Origin of the sequence: Variovorax monticola, assembly GCF_051216855.1 — a bacterium.
Lineage (GTDB): Bacteria > Pseudomonadota > Gammaproteobacteria > Burkholderiales > Burkholderiaceae_C > Variovorax.
Genome location: NZ_JBPJZP010000002.1, coordinates 815,266 through 835,928, shown reverse-complemented (window position 1 = coordinate 835,928; position 20,663 = coordinate 815,266). Strand labels below are relative to the sequence as shown.

Here is a 20,663-nt window from a genome sequence, read left to right as displayed (position 1 = left end):
CTGGTTTGAATCGACATCATGAGACATACGCCTCCCAGTGAGCGAACCCAAAACATCGCGGCGACCACTCCACAGGAGGCAAGTGCGTGGGCGAAGCACCTCGGATGCAGCGTCGCCGAATTGCGCATCGCGCTTCGAGCCGTCGGGAACTCGGTAGAAAGCGTCCGAACCTACCTCGACGCACTGAACGGGCGTGAGCCATCGCAGGCGACGACTTCCCTCCCGGCCGAGGAGCACAGCGTTGCGCAGGAGGCGCCCCCACCCGCGCAACTTCCTGTGTGGCCATCGACGCGACCCTCAATCCCCTGAGCGTCTTACGTCCGCTGCTTCGCCGGGGGCTTCTCGGAACCTTTTCAACTCAGCCCTGCCCAGCGGAGTGATGCGCAGAACTACCCCGCTGCGGCCGGTTGCGTCGCCCGGATCGGGGAGATTCGCCTCCACCAACTCAGCCGCGGCCAGCACGGCCGCGCATTCGATGTCGGACTCCTCGTGAATGGCCAAGGGAAACGACGCATTTTCGATGCGCCTCAGGAAATTCATCGGCATTGACGTTCCTCGACGGGTGGGGACGCACGAGAGTTGGGGGCAGAACTCGGATCGCCAAGGATAGCCTGCGAATGCCGAAGAAGCGCTGCAGGTGCTGGCCGGGCTACTCAAGTCTTGACGCCAGTATCTATTCACGAACCACCCACTTCGAGCCTCGCTACAGAGGGGCACCAGCCGCGAAGTATCTATTCAGGCGGCGGCATCAAGCCCCTGAAAATATAAACAAAATCGTAGATAAATCTGTTGCACGCATCAACAGTATTGTTTATACTCTACCCATGTTCAACACATGGAGGGTTTATGAAGCAAAGCGAGTTCAAACGCTCGCTGGCTTCCCAAGGGGTGACTTTCGTAGAGGGCAAAAAGCACACGAAAGCCATTCTGAACGGTAAGCAAACAGTGATGCCCCGGCATCCCAGCCACGAGATTGGCGAAGGACTCCGGAAAGCAATACTGAAACAGCTAGGTTTGTGAGAAGGGGCCCCGAGAGGGGCCACCTTCCGTTGCTTCAGAACCGATTCATACCCGAAGGTAGATATGCGATACGTTGTGAAAATCGAAAAGGACGGCGACGGCTTCATGGCCTCGTTTCCCGAGATCCCCGAAGCGCTCACTGGCGGCGCCACGCGCGAGGAGGCGCTGGATATGGCCCGTGACGCGCTCATCACCGCACTGGACTTTTACTTCGACGACAAGCGCGAGGTGCCAGTGCCGCGCAAGGCGAAGAAGGGAGAGGACGTGGTGGAGCTACCCGCGAGCGTGTGGGCGAAGGTCCTGCTGTTGAACGAGATGGTCCGGCAGAAGATCTGGCCAGCCGAACTCGCGCGCATGCTGGGCACCAGCGCGCAGGATGTAAACCGCCTGGTCAACCTGAAGTACACCTCGAAGGTGGACAGCGTGCAGCAGGCGCTCGGCGTGCTGGGCAAGCGCCTCGACTTCGACGTGGCCTGACGCGCGCGGCTGTCGGAGCGGTTTGGGGCTCGGTGCGCTTAGTTCTGCGCCGGCCGCAGGGCTTGCTGCGGGCTGAGGCCCCGCGCATAGACGTGCGAATCACTTCGCCCAGGTGTCATGACCGCGAGCATCTGCGTCGGCTTGAGCGTGCCGGCGCGGAAGCCCGCCTCATCGATCGCGTGGACTCGATCGATAAATGCTCGGTCTGACTCCGAGTCCACGTCGAAGTTGTGGCCGAAACAGCGATCGACGAATGGGTTGATGACGTTGGCAAAGCCTGCGAACACAGCAAAGTCGAACCGTTCGACCAGCAGCGGCAGCACGTCCTGCGCACGCACGCCTTCGAACCCTTCGCTCGAACAGTCCCAGTTCACAAACTCGTCTTCCTGGCGCTGCAGCACTCGGTTGTACTTATGCGCGGGCGACAGCTCGCGCCACAGTGACTGCACCTGCTCCAACGCCTCAGGCCATCGCTGGTGGCCGTTTCGACCGATCATGTCGCTGCTCACGAAGTAGCCGCGAGAGTGCAGCGCTCCTTTGATCGAGTCGAACAGCCCCTCGAGGTTGGTCACGTGGTGCAACGACTGGTTAGCCATCACCGCGGTGTAGACCTCCAGCGGCCGCCACGCATTGAAATCAGCTTGAGTGAAGACGAAGTGACTCTCGACACCGTGCGCCGCTGCATGCTGCCGGCCGCGCTGAAGCATTGCCGGGTTGATTTCCAGGCATTCAATGGTGAAGTCGCGCAGGCCCCGTTCGCGCAGTTGCTGCGCGATCCTCACTTCGGTGTCGCAGTTGCCGGCACCGACGCTGGCAAAGCTCGCAGGGCCGCCGACTCGCGCGGCAGCCTGTAGCAGGGTGTTCACATAGAACTGGTCGACAGTCTCACAGCCGCACTCGCGGAACATGGGCAACAGATACTTATCCGCCCAGTAGCCATAGATCGCGGGCAGCGCGTGCACGTCGGTCACGTCGTTGAAGCTGTTCAGCTCGCGCGCGACCTGTTGCTCATAGAGCATCTGAGGCGTGAAGCCGGCCTGAAGCGCGGTCAGATCCCGCTGCAGGGCTTCGACCTGGCTCATCGTCGCGCCGACGCGTTGGTCAGTTGCCTGCAGAGCTTCGAGCACGTTGCCGAGACGCTCACGCAGCGCCCTATTCTCACGTTCAAGGGCTGCGGCTCTCGCGTCCCCGTGCGCTCGCTCGGCATCGAGGCGCCGACGGATGGGCGCCCAAACCGGCCGTAGCGCGGCCTTCACCAGATTCTTCAACAGCTGCTCCTCATCTCGTGGCGATACTTGAGGTCTCGACTGTAGTGCAGGCAGCGCAGCGCAGCACAGCTGCCGCAGCCCAATGAGCAATGCCCCCCAGCGCGAACGCTGGGGGGCATTGGGTCGGCAGTTCGGCATCGGCACTACGGCGGCGGAAGGTGGCCGCCAAGCGGTAGCCCATAGTCGACCGGCCCAGGGTTGAGCGGCACCGGGGAGCCACGAACGGCGAAGCTGTCGACCCGACACGACGCGTAGGCCGCGCTCATGGTCTCCACCTCGGTCAGGGTGTCTGCAAGGCGTCGAGCACTTTCTTTCGGAAGTACCCCACTGGCCTCGCCGGCGTCTGCTGCACCAGCTTCGGAACCGGCGGCAGCACTACTTGGGGCGCCTCCACCACCGCGCCCGGCATCACGGGTGCAGGCGAGCACCCGGACCCGCACAGGAGCGCTGCGCTGCTTGCGATCATCAGAGCCAATTTGCGTGACAGCCTGTCCATCGAAATTCTCCTGCGCCGCGTGGCGCTTGTCGAGCTCGGCCTGTGCGGCGTCGCGTTGGTTGGTCAACTGGATCAGCCTGCGGCTGGCCTCCTCGTTCCGGGCCTTGATCGCGGCGTTCTGGGTTGTCAGGGCGAAGTCCGTCGCCTTGAACATGCGGCGGTACTCCCAGGTCGACAGGCCCAACACCACAACGAGGGCGGCGAGGATGTAGATCAGGATCGCCCTGAGGTCGGTTAGGGCGGTCATGTGTACCCCAGGGCTTTACGGGCACGCACACGGCGCGCGAGCCGGTCGTCCAGACCATTGCGCCCGCCGTTGATCCGCTCGGTCTGCCCGATGAAGTCGCCGCGATCCGCGTAGCCGTTCAGACCTTTGCGCTTCCAGAACATGGCCGCCGAGAGCGCGCCCCAGCGCGGTTGCCCCATCGCCTGCGGATCCTCCTCAAAGTTTGGGACGACAGTGCCTAGCAGCACTCGCAGTTCGTCACGCACCAGCGCATGGTTGGTGCGGCCAGTGGTCTGAATGGGACCGTGACCGGCGAACTTGCGGCCGTCGCCTGGCTGTGCATTGCCCAAGTTCCACGCCTTGAAGTTGCGATCTCCGCGGCGCAAGGTCGGCCCCCACAGCTGCGAAAAGTCGCGCTCGTAGGTCTTTTGCGCATCGGTCGGCCCCCAGATCTCGTTGGCATAGAGCAACCCGAGCGACTCGTGCCCGATCTGTGCAATGAAGTCAGCTGCGCGCTGCGGCGAGTTGATGTCGGCCAGGCCCATCGCCTCATCGAGAAACGGTGCCCAGACCTGCGCGCGCTGCATCGGGCATCCAGCCATGGCGCTGGCTAGCGTGGCAGCATCGAGCCCGATCATGGCTTCACCACCGTGACCTGCACCGCATCCGAGCCGACCTCCGTGCTGACCTGCCCGGTCTTGACCGCCTGTTTCAGCGCGGCCTCGCGCATTGCCTTTTGCTGCCAGGCCTTCGCGACTGGCAGCAGCACCAGCAGGATGAACGCCTGCAGGACGGATTTGCCTTCCGGCGACAGCTTCGGGATGAGCACGCTTGCCATGTCCCAGTGATCGAGGGCCAGCTGCAGCCAGTCGGGCAGAAACGGCACGATGGTCGCCGACATGCCAACGTACAGCGCCACACTGCGGTACCACGCAGCAACAATGTGCGCGTCGTACCAAGCGGTGAGACGCGCCTTCAGATCGATCATGGAAACCTCCGGGTCGTGGTGGTGGTCGAGGGGACAGGCGCGGCGACAACTTGCGGCTGTGCCTTCATGGCGCGAATCTCGCCTTCGATGTTTTCCATTCGAAAGCGCAGCAAGGCCTGTTCTCCGGCCAGCGTGGTGACCTGCTGATTCCCCGCCTTGACGGTGATCTGCAGCTCGTTCACATCCTTCGCCGTCTGCCCGGCGGTGAACCACGTGCCAACGATGAAAAAGGCCGCGCCGCTGAATGCGCAGATCAGACCCCACAAGGGGATCCGCAGGTCGACGAATCGGGCGATGCGGGGCTGCTCGTCCGGTTGGGTGTCTTGAGACATGGAACTCCAAGCAAAAGAAAACCCGCCGAAGCGGGTTGATGAGGGTCAGTCCGGAGCCTTGGGCCAGTCCACGGAAACGGGAAAGCCAGTCTGCAATTCCACCCGGCTCAGAGCCACGCGGTACTCTCTCCAAGCCTTCAGGGCGGCAACCTCTGCCGAAGTTGCCACGTCGAGCTCGACCGCGTCTTTCAGCGGATCCATTCGCAACGTTGCAACGGACAACAGCACGTCGCGGTCGGCGCGCGCCTTTGCAGCGAGTTGCTCAGTGGTCGGCGCCGGGGGATTCAACAAGACGGGGCGGCCGTCAGGGCCAGCCTGAATACGCTTGCCGGCCGACTGGCCGTCCAACAGCGCGTTGTATTCGTCGTCGGCAATCTCGACTGCGTCAGCCGGGATTTGATCCGGCTCGTGGATCTCGTCGTCGTAGAAGCCGCAGGTGCTCGCACTGAATTTTTTCATGTTGGACCTCAATACCCGATGGCAAACCAGTAGAAGGAATAAGCGCCATTCAGCGCCGCGTTGAAGCCGCTCAGGGCGAGGCTGTAGACCGATCCACCATTGGCCGAAGTGGTGGCATTGAACGTCGTCAACTGGGCAATGAGGATCGCAGTTGGGAACGCCAGCGGAAGCACGATGCCGGCGTTCTGGATGCCGCCCGGGTTGCTGTACAGGCCCCACTCCAGGATCAGGCCGCCGGGCAGCTTCTGGTAGCCGTTTTGCGTCTTTGTCCCCGCGAACTGTCCGAGGTTCACGGCGTGCCCTGTCTGCGCACCAGCAGCCACCTGCAGCGCCGCCCCCGTGCACTCGATCAACACGAATGCGGCTAGCGTGGCGCTGTAGATAACCTGACACCGACCGTTTGCCACGATCTCCCCGCCCTGCAGTGCGGTTTGCGCGCCGCCGACCACTGGAGTTGCACCGAGGCCGTTCACATTGAGGGTTGTCGCACCGGTGTTCGCCGCTTTGGCCTTGAACCACAGCACCATGCCGTCGACCAGGGCAGTGACTGCCGGCGCGTACGTCAACACGGCCGCGTTCGCTGCACCGGTGTCGGTCGCATAGATCAGCGCGTTGGAGCGCATCGCCGCCAAGAGTTGGTTGTAAACGGTCTTGCTCGGTGTGATGCCGGCGGCCGTCAGGATGTTCAGCAGTTCCTGCTGCATTCCGTTGAGGAAGGAGGCGCGAACATACGTCGCCGCTTGGCCAAGGCCTGGGTTGCCTTCCGTGAAGAAGCCGGGCGTGCCGGCCGCTTCCGGAGTCGGCATCACCGCTACTGCGGTTGCGTCATCGATTCCGAACATGGGTTTCTTTCATAGAGCAGACGAAGAAAAACCCGCGCGAGGCGAGTTCAGCGAGTGGGCGTGATGGCTGGGCATCACGTGTACGAGAAGATCAGCGTCGTGTGCGCGGGCATGACTCCACGCAGCGCGCACTCGAGCACGGCATTGCCCCAGGTGGCGAGTGCGTCTCCGGCGCGGCCTGTGCCGACCTGCATGCGGACCACCGTGTTCAACGGAGCGTTGACCTGCCACGCGTGAGCCCACGCGGGCCCGTTGAGCGGATCGCCAGCGCGGAGTAGCCCAGCGCGCGCCGGCAGGAAGTTCTTGATCGTGATGACATAGCCCAGCGCGAGCGCGTAGGCGATGAAATAGGGTGCCGACTGGCCGCCTACCGCGATCAGCCGCGCCACGACCTGCGCGCGCCGCTGCGCCACAGTGGGAGCCAGGCCGGCGCAGGGATCTGGCAGCCCGAGCGTCTCTTCCCACTCAGGCAGCAGCTCGAGCGTCGAAGCGGGAAACGCGTCCACCAGCAGTTGGTTCGAACGAGCGTTCTGGCGCTCGTAGATCGGGGTGAGCCCGGCCAGCAGCTTGGTCAGCGTGGCATCACCATCGCGCGGCCAGACGCGGCCACGTGGCATCAACGACTGAAGCGCCGCCAGATAGTCGGCGGCGCTGTATTGCGGTGCGCTCATGGGTCAGGGGTAGGAAATGGTCCCGCGCACCGGCAGGAAGCCCAGGGCGGTCGCGATGTTGCCGGTGGGCACGGTGATGACGAAGCCCTTGGTGCCCGAGATTGCAGCGATGGCCGACTCGATCAGCGACAGCGCTACGGTGCCGCCGGTCGGCGTTCCCTCGAGGAAGAAGACGCCGTCGATGGCGGCTGCGATCAACGCGCGCGTCACGAGGCTGGCACCCGTCAGGCCGGTGATGGTGAAGTTCACCGGAAAGGCCGTTGCCGCGCACGAATACACCAGCGCGGTGACGGGCTGCAGCGGGTAGATCGCGTTGGCCACAATGAGCTGGTCACCCGTCGCGGCCGCGGCTCGGGGTTCGCCCGTCGCCACGCCGTTCGTGCCCTGGGGAAAGCCGCCAAACGCCGCCTCGGCCTGGTCGAACATCGTGTAGACCACGACGGTTCCGTCGCCGAAGCCGAGCGGCTTGCACCAGGCGCGCGTGACGCCCGGCACCGCCTTCGCCCACTTGATGTAGTCGTCACGGCTGCCGCCCTGCGGCGGCTTCTGGTAGGCCTCCAGCATGCGCGTGCGCAGGCTGTCGTCTTGCTCAACGTCGGCGCCGCCAGTGAATGCCGTCGAGGCAACCCCGCCGGACTGGATGCCCGCGATGGCGACGCCGAGAGTCAGCACAACTCCGCTCGCGCAGTTGCCGGCCGCACCCACGAGCCCAGCAGGATCCGCTACGGCAGTCGCGGCCACGGTCACGAACCCCGTCCCGTCGACCGTCGCATTGGCGTTGGTCGTGTAGGTCTGGCCATCGCCGCGAATCAGCGGGGTGCCCACCGGCAGCAGCTTGCCGACGTCGCCCGGGAACTTCGCGCTGCCTCCAGCTTGCCCCGTCGCCTTGCGCATCACGCCCTTCAGGCCTGCCCACGCCTCCAGGAACTCATCCTCCGCCGTCCACGGCACCGCCTGCTGGGCGATCCAGTCCAGATAGCCGTAGTGCAGGTGCGAGAGGTTCGCTTGGGCCTTGCCCGTGGAACCGATGTTGGAGAAACGCAGCAGCGCGTCGGAGCCTGGCAGCGACGACTCGATGTCGCGCGCCACCAGGTTCTTCAGCTCGCTGAGCTTTGGTCGGGAGTACGGCATCAGTTGATTCCTTGCCAGACAGAGGCGAAGTTCATTGCGACGGTCGTGCCGTCGACTCGGTTGGCGACGATCTGGGCGCCGAGGTTGCTTTGGGCTACCCACGCCACGTCCACGTCGAAGCGAGCCACCACGCCGTCATCGATCAGCCACTGCAGCGACTCGACGATGTAGTCCCGGGCCCGCGTGACGGTGTCGTTCGTTTGCTTCTCGCGCGAGAGCAGCCACAGGCGCGAGCCGATGGGATAGCGCTCGCCGGCGTCGGCCCACCAGCCTCGCGGGTCGTCGGTCCCGTCTGGGATCTCGTCGTCCTCATTGGCGATGCGGTCGGTGAAGATGCTGATGAGCACCGCGGTGATCAAGTCGTCGCCGGTCTGCAGGTCAGCGCCCTGCAGCACCCAGTCGCCGCGGCCGAGCGCGGGAATCCAGACGATGGTGGTGTCGCTCATACAACCGTCCCGGAGTTGGCGCCGCCGGCGGTCACGTTAGTGACGCGCAGCTGGTCGTCGATGCGATGGCCGTTGTGGCGGATCGAGCCGCCCGTGTAGGTCACCGTCATGTTGTTGAAGCTCATCGTCCCCGCGCCGCCGGCGCCCCAGTTGGCCGCGCCACCGGCGAGCATCGTGAAGTTGAGCGTGGTGAGCAGCCCGTCGACGGTCAGGTCCTGCGTGCAGTGCACGAGCGGCGTGGCGAGCGTCACGCTGGTGTCGGCCTCTACGCGCACCGTCGGTGTGTTGTAGACCTTGATCGGCAGCCCGGCGCCGTTGATCTCGATGCCGGTGCGCTTGAGCCAGACCGACTGCCCCTGGTCGTCGTAAATCGCGACCTCGCCGCGCTTCAGGTTCTTGAGCCGCGCCTGCTGGTCGTTGGTGCCGATGATCACGCCGTTGGATCGGTCGCCGCCGACGAAGATCAAGACGCCGTGGCAGCCCGCCAGAGGGTTCGACGTGAACCCGTACTCGGCGACTCGGGGCGTGGTGTCGCGCGTTTCGAGCTCGCCAATCTGGATCTGCAGCTTCTGCACCGCGCCGGTGTCATCGGTGGTCGTGATACGGCCGCGACTGACCACCAGCTGCATGCGCCGCCACAGCTTCTGAATCTCTTCTTTCAATTTCGCACCTCATTGCCCCAGCCGATGCCCGGGTTGACCGGGATGTCGGCGAAGGTCGGCAGCTGGATGATGGGCAGCGGCAGGAATGCTTCGGGCCGCATGATGGTCAGCGCGCACGTGGTGCCGCTGCTGTCGCGGCGGTAGGCCACTTCCGTGATCAGCCACACCGCCTTCTCGTCTTCGCTGCCGCACTTCAACGTGGGCAACGACAGCGGCACCAGCGTGTTCGGCGTCCACAGCACTCCGGCGCCGTCACGCCAGCTATCGGTCACCACGTTCAGCTGCGCCGAGCGGCCGATGCGGCGGTTGGCCTCCCAGGTCACGCGCTTCTGCGCGAAGTCCAGGCCACCGCCTGGGGACTCGGAGATGATCATGCGCAGCCGGTGCCGCTTCATTCCCGGATCCTTCGCCGTGGCCAGGAGGTTGCCGCCCTCCCCGATGTCGCCCAGCACGTCCATGCTCTGCATGAAACACTGGTAGTCGGAGAAGCGTTGGTCGCTGGAGAACGTCATTGAGGCGAACTGCACGTTCTCGCCCTCGGTGAAGCCGCTGGCGGCCACGACCTGCGCGGCCTGGGCCAGCACCAGGTTGCCGTCCGGCTGGTCGTACGCCAGCAGCGCGCCGTAGCGGCACACGCGCTCGATGATCTCGAACGCCGTCTCGCCGATCATCAGGTTGAACTGCGCGACCTGCACGCCCTTGCTGCCTGGCGCCGAGACGGTGATGCCGTAGGGCTGGGCCAGCTTCTGCGCGATGCCGAGCGCGTCGGCGCCGCTGATCTGCCCGCCCGGCCATTCCGCCGAGCAGTCCACCAGGTCGGCGCAGTTGCTGCGGCCCACGATGGTCACGGCATGCTGGCCCGGCGAGATCGAATAGTTCGCACGGTCTATGTGTCCGGTCAGCACCAGGTCGTCGCCCAGCATCACTGTGCAGGCGTCGCCGTCCTGAACGACGAAGGCGTCTACCTGGCCAGGGTAGCGCTCCGTCAGACCAATTTCGAAATCCGAGGGGCAGCGCTCGATGCCGCGGGAGACGCGCACCTCGGTCCAGCCGGTCAGCTCGCGGCCGCCGACGATCAGGGTCAGGTCTTCCATCGGTTACTTCGAGAGCGCCTGAAACGACACGGGCATGAAGGCCGGGTGGCGCGGGTTGGCCTGCACGACCAGCTGGTCGGCACGCTCGGAATCTCGGTACACGCGCTGGGCAATGACCGTCGAGGGCACAACCGTCGGCGTCGTGATGGTCATCAGCTGCGCAAGGTTCGCGCCGCGCAGCGTGAGGTCTCGCACGACGGCAGTGCGCAGGCTTCGCAGCGCCTCGAACGTGGCATCGGCGCCCTGGTCGCCCGCGATCAGGATCTCGGCGTCCAGCAAGTCCGTGAGCTGCGTGCGCAGCGCCGCGGCATCGTCGAACGACGAGGGCTGATAGTCGGTAGACGCGCGGCACAGTGCCACCAGCGCGGCCCGGCGGAACAGGTCCCCGCAGCCGCTTTGCATGGTCGACATCGCCACGCCCACAGCCGACGCCGGCGTGGGCTGGCTGGGCGCGAAGATCGAAAGCGTCGTCAGCATGCGCACGGCGTCCGCCGGATCGTTCGTGGCGGCCAGCAGCGTCGCTGCCACTGCTTGCGCGGTTGCGGCGAAGTCGGTGACGCCGCTCACGAGGCGATCCCCTGCGCCGCGCTCGACAGCGCGCTGACGGCGCTGGTTACGTGCGCGCGCGCCACGGTGCCGGCGGCGATGAGCTGCGGGATTGTCGAGACGCTCGCCAGCTGGTTGCTCAGCTTGCTGACGCCGAGCGTGCGACCGCCGAAGTACCGCCCATTCGAGCCCGGCAGGGAGTTGACCATGTGCATGAGGTTCGTGGCGTCGTTGGCCAGCTTGAGTGCGGTGTTGCCCCAGGTGGTGGCGGTGCTCACGGCCATGCCCACCACCGAGGCGCCCTGCGCCAGCGCGCCGGTCACAGCTGAAGAGAAATCGCCACTGACCGCGGCATCGGCCAGGTCGGCAAACGACTTGACCGCCGAGCGCGTGTCAGCGACGACGGATGGAAAGGAGCGCTCGCCCTCCTCGATGAAGGAGAACGAGATCTCGAACACGCGCCCGTTGTCCCAGCGCTCGTCCATCGCCGAATCGAGAAGCGCAACGTTGAGCGCCCCGAGGGTCGGATGCACCAGCGTCTTCTTGCCCGGCGACTCGCAAACGGCAATCAGGCGCTCGCGCTGCGCGATGACGTCTCCGCCGCCATACCGGGCGTTCTCGACCAGAAAGCCCGTGAGCGTGATCCGGCGGGCCGCTCGGCCCATGTCTTCGACCCACACCTGGTCCTTGTACGGGTACTCGTGCACGGCGTTGCGGCGGCCCACGCGGATCTGCCCGCCGAGGACGGCGAAGGGGACCCTGCCGAACGAAGCGGGCTGCAGCCGACTGCGCCAGCCGGCGTCAGCCGCTGCGCCGTTCAGCCCGTTGCCCGCGAACAGGCCCGAGATGGTGGAGGCAGCGCCAAGCAGGCCCTGCACCTTGGAGACCGCGCCCAGCGCGGTGTTGACCTTGCCTGCAATGCTCATGGGCCCGCCATACTGGTTGCGACGGTGACAGGCACGTCCTTGCCGCTGTTGTCGCGGGCGGTGGCCTTGGTTCCCGCCGGCAGGCCCGTGAAGTGGACCTGCAGCTGCTGCTTCATCTCGGTGGCCGCCCTGGCGCGGCCAGCGGCCTCGCCATCTGCGTTCCCCGGGCGTTCGTACTGGCGCGAGACGATGGACGCCGCCTGCTGCTCATTGGTGGCCAGCTTCAGCGCGTCACCCGCCGACTTCTCGCCCCCTTGCGTCAGTTCGTGGTGCACGAAGCCCATCTGCTCCTCGAGCGTGGCCGTGCGGATGTTCTTGCCCGCCCACTTCATGAACTTGCGCTGCCGGTCGTCGTGCCACTGCGCGATGCCCACCGCCTTGCCGCCATCGCCGACGGCCGCGGTGTCGAAGTTGCTTTCCTTCTTCAGGTTGGCCGCGATGCCGATGGCCTGATCCTGCGACCAGCCCTTGTTCTTGAAGAAGTCCACGACCGTGTTGGCGGTGCCCACCTGCGACAGGTGTGGGCGCGCTTGTTCGGGGTTCATCCAGTCGTAGACCTTGCTGCCGAGCGAAAAGCCGTGCTTCTCCATCTGGTCGTTGATCGCAGTGCCAACCATCCACCCGCCACCCGCCGCAGCGCCCAGCAAGCCCAGCTTGCCGACGCCGAGGGCGGCGGCCTTCAGCAGCGAGATCTTCGACAGCGCGGCACCGGCGGCAAGCTCGGTCCCGCCGAGGCCTACATTCAGCAACGCGAAGGCCTTCACCGCCAGCGGGATCGTGGTCAGCGCCAGGCCGCCCAGCCCCAGCGCGATGTTCGTGACGCTGAGCAGCAGCGGGCCCGCCATGATGAGAGCGATGCCCACTGCAGCCGTCTTCCAGCCGCCGATGGAGTCGATGAAGTTCCCGATGCTGGTGATCGTCTTCTGCAGCCCGGCCAGCAGCGCCTTGAAGTCGATGCCGCGCACCCAGTTTGCAAAATCCTGTGCCCACTGGCCGACCTTTGCGCCGATGAGTTCGCGGTTCACCGAGATCCACTTCGTCAGGTCGACAACGAGCGGCTGCAGCGCCGGGATCAGCGCATCGCCGATGGTGTTGCGCAGGCCCTGGCCGGCGATGCTGAGGTAGTTGAGCGCCATCCCGAAGCTCTCGGCGCGCCGGATCTGCTCGGGCCCCATCACCCCGCCGAGCTCCGCCACCTTCTGCTGGTACTTCGCGATCGCGGCCGGCCCTTCACGCAGGATGGGCAGCAGCGCCTCGACGCCGAACGTGCGCGCCACCAGGCCCTGCACCTGCGGGCTCTTGATGTGTGAGATCGACACCGACAGGTCCCGAAAGGCGCGCGTCGAATCGATGGCGCCGCCGGCCGTCTTGTGGATGCTGATGCCCAGTTTGTTCATGACGGCCAGCGCATCCTGGTTGCGCCCATACAACGCGTCTTCCATCGTGTCGCCCAACGCCTTCATGCCGCCGGTGAGCTCACCCGACGACACGCCGAGCACCTGCGATGCGCCGCGCAAGGACTGCAGGTCGTTCGCCGACACGCCGATGGTGCGCGACGTGCGCGCGACCTCGGAACCGAGACGCGCCCACTGCGTCGCCAGCGCGGCGATGCCCACGATGGAGCCGCCGCCCACCAGCGCCAGCAGTGGCGCGCCGATGCGGCCGACCTGGTTGGCCGCGTCCTTCGCATTGCTCGCCACGTTGCCGATGGACTTCGCCATCTTGTCCACGCCCAGCTCGCGGCCCAGGGCCTTGGTCGACCTCCCCAGCTGGTTGATCGGCCGCGTGAGCTGCGAGAACGAGTTGTTGATCTTGCGCACCGTGGCCGAGGCCCGGTCGATCGCGGAGATCGTGATCGCGAAGGTATTGGCCATCTGTTCACCCTGCCTTGTTCATGCGCTCGGCCTGGTCGTGCCACCACGCCAGCCTGCTCCACGGCAGGGACCACGCGTCGTGCGGGCCCCAGCCGTAGTACTTCGTCAGCTCGGCGACTCGGTCTCGCCAACCGGCAGGGAGGGCTCGTTGAAACCTTCCAAAAAATCGCCCGCCTCCTTGAGGTCTCGCTGGCAGAGACCTTCGACCACCTTGCGCGGCACCTTGGCCACCAAGTGGATCAGGTTGATCACCACGCCCATGTTGGTGGTGGCGCTGGATGCTTTTTCCAGCTCGCCGGCCGTCGGCTCGCGCAGGTCGAGCTTGTCGTAGGTCATTTCGCCCAGCTTGACGGGCTTGCGCAGGGTGATGGTGATTTCGTCGTGTTCCATGATTTATTGCTCCGTGACGGAAAAGCCTTCCCACTTGACTTCGATGGTGGCGTCTTCGGCCTTCGAGGTCTGGGTATCGACGGTCCACATGTTTCGGCCGACGACCGTCTTGCCGTTGGCCAGCTCGGCCACCACGGTCACGTCGGTCATTGCGTTGAGGCTGGCGACGCTGAGGCCGCCGGCGTCACGCAGGGTTGCGGAAATGTGCGGCGCGTTCGGCGATTCCTTGTAGCCGTGCACGCCGTCCTGCCCCTTGAGGGTCTCGCGGGAGACCTTCGAAGGGTTGTATTCAAAGTCGCCGCTGACCATGTACGTGGTCCCGTCGACGGAGACATAGGCCGTCCCGGCCAGGCGGTTGGTGTCGTTTGCCATGTTGATTCCTTGGGGGATTGGGGACGCCGCTTACTGCAGGCGGAACTGGGCAAGCAGCGCGAAGATGCGCAGCTGGGCGATCAAGGTGCCGGGCCACAGCACATCGATGCGGTTCGGGTTCTGCGCGTTCTGCTGAACGATCAGGTTCAGCGCGAACAGGTCGCTGCGCTGTACCAGGCCGGCGTACTCCAGTTCCTGGTACGCCGCGATCTGGTCCATCTTGATGATGTTGGGCGTCACGATGGCCGAGCCCGCGGCGAAGCGGGTGCCATCGGCCGCCAGCTTCATGCGCGGGAACTTGCTGGTGATGCGCGTGCGCAGGAAGCGCAGCACGAACATTAGCGTGAACATCGTCTCCACCTCGAGGTAGCTGTTGTCGGGCTGGCCGAAGCTGTTCTTTTGGTAGGTCGTGATCGCGTTCTCGATCGCTACGGTGCCGTCGTCGGCAACCGTGAAGGTCGAGATGCCGTCGTACAGCAGCGTGTTGCGGTCGGTGAGCTGAAAGCGCGACTGCAGCGGGGGCGGCAGGATGCCCAGCAGCGCCAGCGTCTGCACGGGGCGGCCCGGGTCAGCGCGCACGCTGACTGCCACCTGCGCGGCGAAAGCCGAGGCCCAGAGCCACGCCGGCGTGGGGCTGTCGTTGAAGCCCATGATGGACGCGTGCTGGTCGTTGCGGCCGACGCCGAACGTGGTGAGCGCGCCCAGCGTGCCGCGGTAGGCCGCGAACACATGCCCGTAGATCTGGCTCGCCCAGCTCCAGCGGCCCACCTGGTCGCCCAGCAGCGCCTTCAGCGCATCGAGGCTGGTGGTGTCGGTGTAGGGGCACACGATGAAGTCGAACGGCTTGTCCAGCAGGTTCAGCAGCCCGGTGGTCAGGCTCGGGGCCGTGGCACCGTTCGCCATCGGCGTGATCGTCGAGCCGAAGCCGGTGGGCAGCGCTTCGCCGCCCGCGGTGCCCAGGTAGTTGAGGCGCAGGTCGATGTCGTTACCGCACGGCCCCTTGTTGATCGCCGTGAAGGTCACGGTGGCGGTCGCGGCGGCCGCAGTGACCGGCAGGTTCGGGGTAGCCGTCACGGCCGCTGCGATGGCGGTGGCAATGGCAGACGGCGCCTGCGTCGACAGGACCGGCACCGCGACACGCACGCCGGCGATGTAGAGGTACAGCGTGCCGTTCGCCGTCGGTGCAGCGGAGACCAGCAGCGTGCCGGTGGCGGCCACGGCAGCCGGGTCGTCGGCCAGCGGCAGATACCAGACCTCGCCGAAGTTGTCGTTGGCGCGGTATTTCGCCGTCATCAGGTGAAGCATCGAGCCGGGGCCGCCCACCTGCGCGGCGTCGGACACGCCTTGCGAGATGACCGGCACGTTGGCCACGCCGGTGCCCGCCGTGGTCTTCTGGCCGATGATCAGCGCGCGCTGGTTGAGCGTCGCGCTGTTGGCCATCGAGTTGTCCACCTCCGCGTAGAAGAGGGGCACACGGATGTTGGCCGGGAGATTCTGGAAGGGAAGCGTCATGGTGGCTCCTGAAAAGAAAAGGCCCGCTCAAGGCGGGCCGTTCGGATGGGGGTGGTGGCGCTCAGCTGGTGCTGCTGGCCGTGTCGGGCTTGGAGGACTTCTCGGCCTTCGCGGCCGAGGGCATGGGCAGGTCGAGCGGCGCAGGCGCCGCGGGCGCTTCGGCGGGCGGCGGATCGGCCAGGACAACGTCACCGTCACGCAGGCGGCGCTGCCAGTAGTCGGTCTCGGGCACATCGCGCCCTTCGTCGGGCAGGAGGTCTTTGAGGTCGGCGTCGCGGACCTTCATGCCGGGGGCGGCTTTCACATACATGGCGGATGGCTCCTATTGCGGAAGTTGAATGTCGAGTGCGCCCTCGTCGCGCCCGTCGGGCCCCGTGGTGCGCGGCGCCGGAAGTACGGCGTCGGGAAACGGCGGATCGGCGTAGGTGCCGCTGGCGTCGAAGGGCTGGGCAGTGTCCAGATGGATGCCCATGCTGGTGAGCGGCACGATGGCGGGCGCGGCCGGTGGCCACGGCGTCCCGGGCGGCATGACGTCCGCCGGATTGAAGCTCTCGAACATGTCCCCCGCCAGCGTCATGCGGAAGCCAGCGAGGTGCGGTCCGCCGTCGGAGGTCACCTCGATATCGGTCTGCACGCTGGTGAAGCGCTCGACCGTGCGCGTGACCCAGTAATCGGTGAGCACGGCGTTCTCCACCGCGAAGGCCAGCGCGTCGATCGCTTCCAGCGCCTCTTCAGGCGACGACTTGGAGACTTGCCCCTGCACCGTGATCGACGCCGAGGTAGTGAAGTTCGCCATGCCCTTGCCGATCGACTGCTTCTGCTCGGTCGGCGCGTTGACCAGGATGGCCGGCAGCTTCTCCTGCGGCGTGGGCCACACACCCGGCGACGCGATGGTCTTCACGCCGGCGGAGAGCGTCAGCGGCTGCAGCGCGGCCAGCACCGCCAGGCGGAGCATCCGACGCGCGAGCATCGGCTGTGCGAGTGGGTTGGTATCGGTCATGGCGTCGGTCGGTTCAGCAGCAGCTTCGCGGCGCCGTGGCCGTCGAGCTGCGTCTCGCGGATGGTGAAGGTGACACCGGTGCGCACCACCTGCAGCTGGTCGTCCTGCAGCGGCACGTGCGGGAACGCGCTGAGCCGGATCCCGAGCACGGGCGTCTCCGTCGTGACCGCCATCCCGCCGGCCAGGTCCACCTCGCGGTAGGCCTCGTCGAAGATGCCTTCGGTCGGGTACGGCGAGCCGCCCCTCGGAAGGTAGATGACCGGTTCGGCGAAGACCCCATGCACGGGGCCCAGCACCAGCGCGTCCCAGTCGACCATCAGGCGCCCGCGCGGCCGGAGAGCAGCACCTCGGGGCGGGTGCAGACGAACAGCGGGTAGGCGTAGACCTCCATCTTCCACCACATGCGACGTTGCAGGTCGGGGATGGGCAGCACGTACACCGGCTTGCCCGGAGTGTTGACCCAGTCGATCGTTTCGCCCGGCGCGTTGGCTTCGCGGAAGATGCCGGGGGCACCCACCGGGAAGAACTTGCACGACGCGTCGGGGATCTTGATCGTCGCGTTGTCGTCCGAGCCGCGGTAGTTCACCCAGGTCACGCCGGCGAAGTCGAAGCTGTCGAACGCCGCGCCCTGCGAGTTGTCGCGCAGATCCCGGGCATCGCTCCAGTTCAGGAACGTGCGGATCGCGTCCGGGTGGTTGGTCAGCTGATCGTAGAACACGTCGCCGCACAGCGCCACGACCTTCGTGGAAGCCGTGAAGGCACCCTGCGCGGCACGCGCCATCTTGCGCACGATCCCGTTGATGATCGGGCGCAGGCTGTTGGCGGTACCGGCCGACAGGTTGAACGGCGTCTCGGCGGGCTGCGCGATCTGGAACTCGTCGAACCAGTTGTAGAGGATCGAGCCGTCCTTCGGGTCGAGCACCAGGCCCTGCACCGCGGCGAGGCGCAGGTATTCCTTCGTGTACTCGACGCTGGCCAGCAGGCCGGTGGGGCCGCTGAGCCGGCGGGCGACTTCGGTTTCCACCTGCATCAGCACCGATTCCTGACCGAACTCGCGGATGCCCTGCAGCTCTTCCGCGTAGACCGTGTCGTCGTGCATCAGGCGCGGCACTTCGAAGTAGCGCATCTTGCGCTTCTCGGTCGTGCGCTGGGTGCCTTCGGCGCCGCGCTCGCTGTACGGGATCAGCACCAGCTTGCCCTGGCGCTCTTCGATAGCGAGCGCCTTGGTGCGGATCGGGTTGGAGTCGAAGATGTTCATGTTCCCCAGGCCCACGGGCTGGAAGGGGTTGCGCTGAACAGCGTCGGTGAGCGCGATCGCAGTGAACGGATCGGCGTGGAAGATGTCGAGAATATTTGCGGCGGACATGTCAATTCCTTTCGGGAACGAAAAAGCCGCCCGAAGGCGGCTGTCGCATTGAGGGTTGGATCGAGGGGTTAGCGCGGGATGATCGACAGCGCCTTGAGCTGCGCGAGGCCGGACGCGATCTGCGCGGCGCTCATGCCGGTGGGCCACACCAGCTCGGATGCGTTGACCTCGGCGTGGCGGGTGATCGCCAGCGCCGGCTTGTCGGCCAGCGTGGCGTCCTTGGTCGCGAACAGGATGCCCGCGATGGTGGCGGAGCCATCGGCCGCGCCCGGAGTCCAGGCCTTCCACTTGCCCGAGCCCGCGGCGACCGTGATCACGAAGGCATCGCCCGGCACAAAGGCCGTGCCGCCTGCGGTGATCGTGAAGCCCAGGCCGCCGCCGGCGAAGGCGACGCCGGTGGTGCCGTGGCCGACGACGGCACCGTCGGGCGTGGCCACCACGAAGTGCGTCGCATCGTCGAACTCGACGCCGTAGGCGCCGACGACAGGCGCGTAGCCCTTCGCGGTGAGCGTGCCCAGCGTGCCGTTGCCGGTGTTGGCGCCAGCAGCCGACACGACGGTCGGGTTGCCCACGGTCTGGGTGGCCGTGACGGTGAAGGAGTCACCGGCGATGAACGGCGTGCCGCCCGCGGTGATGGTGAAGCCGATGCCCAGTGCGCTGAACGGCACACCCGTGGTGCCCGTCGCAGTGCTGCCGTCCGGCGCGGTCACGGTGAAAGCCGTTGCTGCCGTGAAGGCGATGCCGTAGACACCGATCATGGTCGGCTGCGCCACCGGCGTAATGGCGCCGAAGGTGCCGTTGCCGGTGTTGGTGCCCAGCGCGGTGGCCGCCGCGGTGGCGCCCGTGGTGACCTGGCCGAGCGGTGCGCCGGCCAGCACGAGCGCGCCAGCGGCCAGCACGATGGAGTCGCGCGAGATGTGGCCGTTGGCCTCGCTGACCAAGAAGCCCGCGTTGTGGAAGGCTTCGACGAGCGGCGTTTGAGTGGGGTTGCCCATGGTGATTTCCTTTCGGGGTTCGGTGGATTACTTGCGGCGGGTCGGCGAGACCTGTGCGAACGCGCGGTCCCACGACGAGGCCGCTGCCTGCGGGCCGCTCGGGGTCGACGCGCCGCCTGCGGCGATGCCAGGGTTGCGGGCGCTGCGATGGGCATTTGCCGGCGCGGCAGTGGCTGCAGCGGGAGACGCTTCGAGCACGGCGAGCGCTTCGGCGCGGCCCATGCGGGTCTTGAACGCGAGGTTCGCGGCCAGCACCGGGTTTCCTGCAGCGGCCTTGCTGCCGAAGATCGCAGCGCAGCGGGCTTGCTCTCGCAGGCGGGCCTGGGCCGTGGCCGACTTGCCGCGCATCTCTTCATCCTTGTCGTCGCCGTCGTCGGCTTTCGCCTTGTCGTCCGCGTCGTCGTCCTTCTTGTCCGGGTCGTCGCCTTCGGCCGCTTCGTCGTCGTCGAGCTTGGCGATGCGGGCCTTGTACTCGTCGTCGGTTTCGTCGTCGCGCTTCTTGCGTTCGTCATCGTCGCCTTCGGCCTTGGCGCCCTTGGCGTTGGTGTTCTCGCGGTCCTGTTCCTTCTTGTCGTCGTCTTCCTCGGCGGAGGCCTTGGCGTTTTTGCGGGCGACGAGGCCGCCGAGATGGGCGAACGAGAGGGCGCTCGCCACCTTGCTGGACAGTTTCATGATGGTTCCAGGGGATGGTTGATCAGCCCAGCTCGGCGAGCAGGGACCGGAAAGCCTCGTCTGGTGCCATGACGGCATCAGCGAAGCCGATTCGGACGCCGGCGGCGCCCAAATAGGTGGCGGCCTGGGTGTCTCGCACCCGGGCCGTGGAAATGTTGCGGTTGCGCGCGACGGTCTCGACGAACAGGTCGCCCATCGCATCGACGTCCGCCTGGAAGCGCGCCAGCGTCGCCTTCTCCAGCGGGCTGTATTCGTTGCCGTCGGCCTTGCGCTCACCGTAGGTGATCAGCGTCACCGCGATGCCGGCCTGGGACAGAGCCTTGCTGAAGTCGACGTGTGCGCAGATCACGCCCACCGAGCCGGTGCCGCCGGTGCGCGGCACCAGGATGCGGTCGGCCGCGCTCGCGATCGCGTAGGCAGCCGAATACGCCGACTCGGTGAGGATCGCCCAGATGGGCTTCACGCCGCGGGCCGCGTAGATCGCGTCCACCAGGTCGAAGCAGCCGGACACCTCGCCGCCTGGGCTGTCCACGTCCAGCACGATGGCATGCACAGACTCGTCTTCCAGCGCCATGCTGACCATCGCGCGGATACCGTCGTAGCCCATCATTCCGCTGTACGGCCGCAGCGTGCCCAGCTTCTGCACCAGCGTGCCGGTCACCGGGATCACGGCCACGCCGGCGACGACCTCATAGCCGCGGTCGGAATCTCCGGGACCGGCAAACTCGTCGTCATCGCTCCACGCGCCGAGCTGCACCTGCATGCCGTCGGCGCGGAACAGCTTCGCGATGCCGAAGCGATCGGCCAGGGCCGACATGACGATCTCGACCTTGCCGGGCGTGATCGCGAGCGGCGTGTTGAACAGCCGCTGTGCGAGGTGGGGGTAGTTGGGTGCCAT

The 20,663-nt window shown here is 66.2% G+C and carries 29 protein-coding genes; 3 read left to right on the top strand and 26 right to left on the bottom strand.

Going from position 1 to position 20,663, the window contains the following annotated elements; translation table 11 throughout:
- Positions 1-18: 18 nt before the first annotated feature.
- Positions 19-309, top strand: coding sequence for a DUF3606 domain-containing protein (locus ACSFA5_RS09460; RefSeq protein WP_435443755.1), 291 nt, complete (start codon positions 19-21; stop codon positions 307-309).
- Here the strand turns inward: ACSFA5_RS09460 and ACSFA5_RS09455 are convergent.
- Entirely contained in the window at positions 298-546 is a 249-nt protein-coding gene (locus ACSFA5_RS09455) for a hypothetical protein (RefSeq protein ID WP_435443754.1), read from the bottom strand. The two genes, ACSFA5_RS09460 and ACSFA5_RS09455, sit on opposite strands and share 12 nt — an antisense overlap.
- 300 nt (positions 547-846) lie before the next feature.
- On the opposite strand from ACSFA5_RS09455, the gene ACSFA5_RS09450 reads away from it, so the two are divergent.
- On the top strand, positions 847-1,020 hold the full coding sequence (locus ACSFA5_RS09450; RefSeq protein WP_435443753.1) for a type II toxin-antitoxin system HicA family toxin: 174 nt from the start codon (positions 847-849) through the stop codon (positions 1,018-1,020).
- Positions 1,021-1,095: 75 nt separating this feature from the next.
- Positions 1,096-1,497 (top strand): type II toxin-antitoxin system HicB family antitoxin, encoded by a 402-nt coding sequence (locus tag ACSFA5_RS09445; protein WP_435443752.1) that lies wholly within the window; start codon positions 1,096-1,098, stop codon positions 1,495-1,497.
- 38 nt (positions 1,498-1,535) lie between these two features.
- On the opposite strand, the gene ACSFA5_RS09440 is transcribed toward ACSFA5_RS09445, so the two are convergent.
- The 25 genes from ACSFA5_RS09440 to ACSFA5_RS09320 form a co-directional block, all read right to left on the bottom strand.
- Positions 1,536-2,765 (bottom strand): class I SAM-dependent methyltransferase, encoded by a 1,230-nt coding sequence (locus ACSFA5_RS09440; protein ID WP_435443751.1) that lies wholly within the window; start codon positions 2,763-2,765, stop codon positions 1,536-1,538.
- Positions 2,766-2,908: 143 nt separating this feature from the next.
- Positions 2,909-3,508: a hypothetical protein gene (locus ACSFA5_RS09435; protein ID WP_435443750.1), complete on the bottom strand. Its 600-nt coding sequence runs from the start codon at positions 3,506-3,508 to the stop codon at positions 2,909-2,911.
- Entirely contained in the window at positions 3,505-4,125 is a 621-nt protein-coding gene (locus ACSFA5_RS09430) for a glycoside hydrolase family 19 protein (protein ID WP_435443749.1), read from the bottom strand. The genes ACSFA5_RS09435 and ACSFA5_RS09430 overlap by 4 nt, the downstream gene beginning before the upstream one ends.
- Complete coding sequence (locus tag ACSFA5_RS09425) at positions 4,122-4,475, bottom strand: hypothetical protein (protein WP_435443748.1); 354 nt, start codon at positions 4,473-4,475, stop codon at positions 4,122-4,124. The genes ACSFA5_RS09430 and ACSFA5_RS09425 overlap by 4 nt, the downstream gene beginning before the upstream one ends.
- Positions 4,472-4,807 carry a hypothetical protein gene (locus ACSFA5_RS09420; protein WP_435443747.1) on the bottom strand — a complete coding sequence of 112 codons (336 nt, stop codon included), beginning with the start codon at positions 4,805-4,807 and terminating at the stop codon, positions 4,472-4,474. Before ACSFA5_RS09420 ends, ACSFA5_RS09425 begins: the two co-directional genes overlap by 4 nt.
- A 45-nt stretch (positions 4,808-4,852) precedes the next feature.
- Positions 4,853-5,266 (bottom strand): tail fiber assembly protein, encoded by a 414-nt coding sequence (locus tag ACSFA5_RS09415; RefSeq protein ID WP_435443746.1) that lies wholly within the window; start codon positions 5,264-5,266, stop codon positions 4,853-4,855.
- Between the two features lie 8 nt (positions 5,267-5,274).
- On the bottom strand, positions 5,275-6,108 hold the full coding sequence (locus ACSFA5_RS09410) for a gp53-like domain-containing protein (RefSeq protein ID WP_435443745.1): 834 nt from the start codon (positions 6,106-6,108) through the stop codon (positions 5,275-5,277).
- Positions 6,109-6,182: 74 nt separating this feature from the next.
- Positions 6,183-6,779 (bottom strand): YmfQ family protein, encoded by a 597-nt coding sequence (locus tag ACSFA5_RS09405; RefSeq protein ID WP_435443744.1) that lies wholly within the window; start codon positions 6,777-6,779, stop codon positions 6,183-6,185.
- Positions 6,780-6,782: 3 nt separating this feature from the next.
- The gene (locus ACSFA5_RS09400) at positions 6,783-7,910 is read right to left on the bottom strand and encodes a baseplate J/gp47 family protein (RefSeq protein ID WP_435443743.1); all 1,128 of its coding nucleotides are present in this window, start codon (positions 7,908-7,910) and stop codon (positions 6,783-6,785) included.
- Complete coding sequence (locus tag ACSFA5_RS09395; protein WP_435443742.1) at positions 7,910-8,356, bottom strand: phage GP46 family protein; 447 nt, start codon at positions 8,354-8,356, stop codon at positions 7,910-7,912. The genes ACSFA5_RS09400 and ACSFA5_RS09395 overlap by 1 nt, the downstream gene beginning before the upstream one ends.
- Positions 8,353-9,018 (bottom strand): phage baseplate assembly protein V, encoded by a 666-nt coding sequence (locus ACSFA5_RS09390; protein WP_435443741.1) that lies wholly within the window; start codon positions 9,016-9,018, stop codon positions 8,353-8,355. The genes ACSFA5_RS09395 and ACSFA5_RS09390 overlap by 4 nt, the downstream gene beginning before the upstream one ends.
- On the bottom strand, positions 9,015-10,112 hold the full coding sequence (locus tag ACSFA5_RS09385) for a phage baseplate assembly protein (RefSeq protein ID WP_435443740.1): 1,098 nt from the start codon (positions 10,110-10,112) through the stop codon (positions 9,015-9,017). Before ACSFA5_RS09385 ends, ACSFA5_RS09390 begins: the two co-directional genes overlap by 4 nt.
- A 3-nt stretch (positions 10,113-10,115) precedes the next feature.
- The gene (locus ACSFA5_RS09380; RefSeq protein ID WP_435443739.1) at positions 10,116-10,679 is read right to left on the bottom strand and encodes a hypothetical protein; all 564 of its coding nucleotides are present in this window, start codon (positions 10,677-10,679) and stop codon (positions 10,116-10,118) included.
- Positions 10,676-11,584, bottom strand: coding sequence for a DNA circularization N-terminal domain-containing protein (locus ACSFA5_RS09375; protein ID WP_435443738.1), 909 nt, complete (start codon positions 11,582-11,584; stop codon positions 10,676-10,678). The genes ACSFA5_RS09380 and ACSFA5_RS09375 overlap by 4 nt, the downstream gene beginning before the upstream one ends.
- The gene (locus ACSFA5_RS09370; protein WP_435443737.1) at positions 11,581-13,458 is read right to left on the bottom strand and encodes a phage tail tip lysozyme; all 1,878 of its coding nucleotides are present in this window, start codon (positions 13,456-13,458) and stop codon (positions 11,581-11,583) included. Before ACSFA5_RS09370 ends, ACSFA5_RS09375 begins: the two co-directional genes overlap by 4 nt.
- Before the next feature lie 105 nt (positions 13,459-13,563).
- Positions 13,564-13,848 carry a phage tail assembly protein gene (locus tag ACSFA5_RS09365; RefSeq protein WP_435443736.1) on the bottom strand — a complete coding sequence of 95 codons (285 nt, stop codon included), beginning with the start codon at positions 13,846-13,848 and terminating at the stop codon, positions 13,564-13,566.
- Positions 13,849-13,851: 3 nt separating this feature from the next.
- Positions 13,852-14,220, bottom strand: coding sequence for a phage tail tube protein (locus ACSFA5_RS09360; protein WP_435443735.1), 369 nt, complete (start codon positions 14,218-14,220; stop codon positions 13,852-13,854).
- A 30-nt stretch (positions 14,221-14,250) separates the two neighbouring features.
- On the bottom strand, positions 14,251-15,732 hold the full coding sequence (locus ACSFA5_RS09355) for a phage tail sheath subtilisin-like domain-containing protein (protein ID WP_435443734.1): 1,482 nt from the start codon (positions 15,730-15,732) through the stop codon (positions 14,251-14,253).
- A 61-nt stretch (positions 15,733-15,793) separates the two neighbouring features.
- The gene (locus ACSFA5_RS09350) at positions 15,794-16,042 is read right to left on the bottom strand and encodes a DUF2635 domain-containing protein (RefSeq protein WP_435443733.1); all 249 of its coding nucleotides are present in this window, start codon (positions 16,040-16,042) and stop codon (positions 15,794-15,796) included.
- 12 nt (positions 16,043-16,054) lie between these two features.
- The gene (locus ACSFA5_RS09345) at positions 16,055-16,732 is read right to left on the bottom strand and encodes a hypothetical protein (protein ID WP_435443732.1); all 678 of its coding nucleotides are present in this window, start codon (positions 16,730-16,732) and stop codon (positions 16,055-16,057) included.
- The gene (locus ACSFA5_RS09340) at positions 16,729-17,049 is read right to left on the bottom strand and encodes a head-tail joining protein (protein WP_435443731.1); all 321 of its coding nucleotides are present in this window, start codon (positions 17,047-17,049) and stop codon (positions 16,729-16,731) included. Before ACSFA5_RS09340 ends, ACSFA5_RS09345 begins: the two co-directional genes overlap by 4 nt.
- Positions 17,049-18,098 carry a major capsid protein gene (locus ACSFA5_RS09335; RefSeq protein ID WP_435443730.1) on the bottom strand — a complete coding sequence of 350 codons (1,050 nt, stop codon included), beginning with the start codon at positions 18,096-18,098 and terminating at the stop codon, positions 17,049-17,051. The genes ACSFA5_RS09340 and ACSFA5_RS09335 overlap by 1 nt, the downstream gene beginning before the upstream one ends.
- A 68-nt stretch (positions 18,099-18,166) precedes the next feature.
- The gene (locus tag ACSFA5_RS09330) at positions 18,167-19,093 is read right to left on the bottom strand and encodes a head decoration protein (protein WP_435443729.1); all 927 of its coding nucleotides are present in this window, start codon (positions 19,091-19,093) and stop codon (positions 18,167-18,169) included.
- 27 nt (positions 19,094-19,120) lie between these two features.
- Positions 19,121-19,747 (bottom strand): hypothetical protein, encoded by a 627-nt coding sequence (locus ACSFA5_RS09325; RefSeq protein ID WP_435443728.1) that lies wholly within the window; start codon positions 19,745-19,747, stop codon positions 19,121-19,123.
- A 40-nt stretch (positions 19,748-19,787) separates the two neighbouring features.
- Complete coding sequence (locus tag ACSFA5_RS09320) at positions 19,788-20,663, bottom strand: S49 family peptidase (protein ID WP_435443727.1); 876 nt, start codon at positions 20,661-20,663, stop codon at positions 19,788-19,790.

Excerpts from the sequence above, each read along its gene's own strand:
- ACSFA5_RS09415 (WP_435443746.1), bottom strand. The coding sequence starts at position 5,266 with ATGAAAAAATTCAGTGCGAGCACCTGCGGCTTCTACGACGACGAGATC.
- ACSFA5_RS09365 (WP_435443736.1), bottom strand. The coding sequence starts at position 13,848 with ATGGAACACGACGAAATCACCATCACCCTGCGCAAGCCCGTCAAGCTG.
- ACSFA5_RS09330 (WP_435443729.1), bottom strand. The coding sequence starts at position 19,093 with ATGGGCAACCCCACTCAAACGCCGCTCGTCGAAGCCTTCCACAACGCG.
- ACSFA5_RS09410 (WP_435443745.1), bottom strand. The coding sequence starts at position 6,108 with ATGTTCGGAATCGATGACGCAACCGCAGTAGCGGTGATGCCGACTCCG.
- ACSFA5_RS09360 (WP_435443735.1), bottom strand. The coding sequence starts at position 14,220 with ATGGCAAACGACACCAACCGCCTGGCCGGGACGGCCTATGTCTCCGTC.
- ACSFA5_RS09375 (WP_435443738.1), bottom strand. The coding sequence starts at position 11,584 with ATGAGCATTGCAGGCAAGGTCAACACCGCGCTGGGCGCGGTCTCCAAG.
- ACSFA5_RS09320 (WP_435443727.1), bottom strand. The coding sequence starts at position 20,663 with ATGGCACCCAACTACCCCCACCTCGCACAGCGGCTGTTCAACACGCCG.
- ACSFA5_RS09335 (WP_435443730.1), bottom strand. The coding sequence starts at position 18,098 with ATGTCCGCCGCAAATATTCTCGACATCTTCCACGCCGATCCGTTCACT.
- ACSFA5_RS09385 (WP_435443740.1), bottom strand. The coding sequence starts at position 10,112 with ATGGAAGACCTGACCCTGATCGTCGGCGGCCGCGAGCTGACCGGCTGG.
- ACSFA5_RS09345 (WP_435443732.1), bottom strand. The coding sequence starts at position 16,732 with ATGACCGATACCAACCCACTCGCACAGCCGATGCTCGCGCGTCGGATG.
- ACSFA5_RS09435 (WP_435443750.1), bottom strand. The coding sequence starts at position 3,508 with ATGACCGCCCTAACCGACCTCAGGGCGATCCTGATCTACATCCTCGCC.
- ACSFA5_RS09355 (WP_435443734.1), bottom strand. The coding sequence starts at position 15,732 with ATGACGCTTCCCTTCCAGAATCTCCCGGCCAACATCCGTGTGCCCCTC.
- ACSFA5_RS09420 (WP_435443747.1), bottom strand. The coding sequence starts at position 4,807 with ATGTCTCAAGACACCCAACCGGACGAGCAGCCCCGCATCGCCCGATTC.
- ACSFA5_RS09350 (WP_435443733.1), bottom strand. The coding sequence starts at position 16,042 with ATGTATGTGAAAGCCGCCCCCGGCATGAAGGTCCGCGACGCCGACCTC.
- ACSFA5_RS09450 (WP_435443753.1), top strand. The coding sequence starts at position 847 with ATGAAGCAAAGCGAGTTCAAACGCTCGCTGGCTTCCCAAGGGGTGACT.
- ACSFA5_RS09405 (WP_435443744.1), bottom strand. The coding sequence starts at position 6,779 with ATGAGCGCACCGCAATACAGCGCCGCCGACTATCTGGCGGCGCTTCAG.
- ACSFA5_RS09395 (WP_435443742.1), bottom strand. The coding sequence starts at position 8,356 with ATGAGCGACACCACCATCGTCTGGATTCCCGCGCTCGGCCGCGGCGAC.
- ACSFA5_RS09370 (WP_435443737.1), bottom strand. The coding sequence starts at position 13,458 with ATGGCCAATACCTTCGCGATCACGATCTCCGCGATCGACCGGGCCTCG.
- ACSFA5_RS09400 (WP_435443743.1), bottom strand. The coding sequence starts at position 7,910 with ATGCCGTACTCCCGACCAAAGCTCAGCGAGCTGAAGAACCTGGTGGCG.
- ACSFA5_RS09425 (WP_435443748.1), bottom strand. The coding sequence starts at position 4,475 with ATGATCGATCTGAAGGCGCGTCTCACCGCTTGGTACGACGCGCACATT.
- ACSFA5_RS09455 (WP_435443754.1), bottom strand. The coding sequence starts at position 546 with ATGCCGATGAATTTCCTGAGGCGCATCGAAAATGCGTCGTTTCCCTTG.
- ACSFA5_RS09340 (WP_435443731.1), bottom strand. The coding sequence starts at position 17,049 with ATGGTCGACTGGGACGCGCTGGTGCTGGGCCCCGTGCATGGGGTCTTC.
- ACSFA5_RS09430 (WP_435443749.1), bottom strand. The coding sequence starts at position 4,125 with ATGATCGGGCTCGATGCTGCCACGCTAGCCAGCGCCATGGCTGGATGC.
- ACSFA5_RS09460 (WP_435443755.1), top strand. The coding sequence starts at position 19 with ATGAGACATACGCCTCCCAGTGAGCGAACCCAAAACATCGCGGCGACC.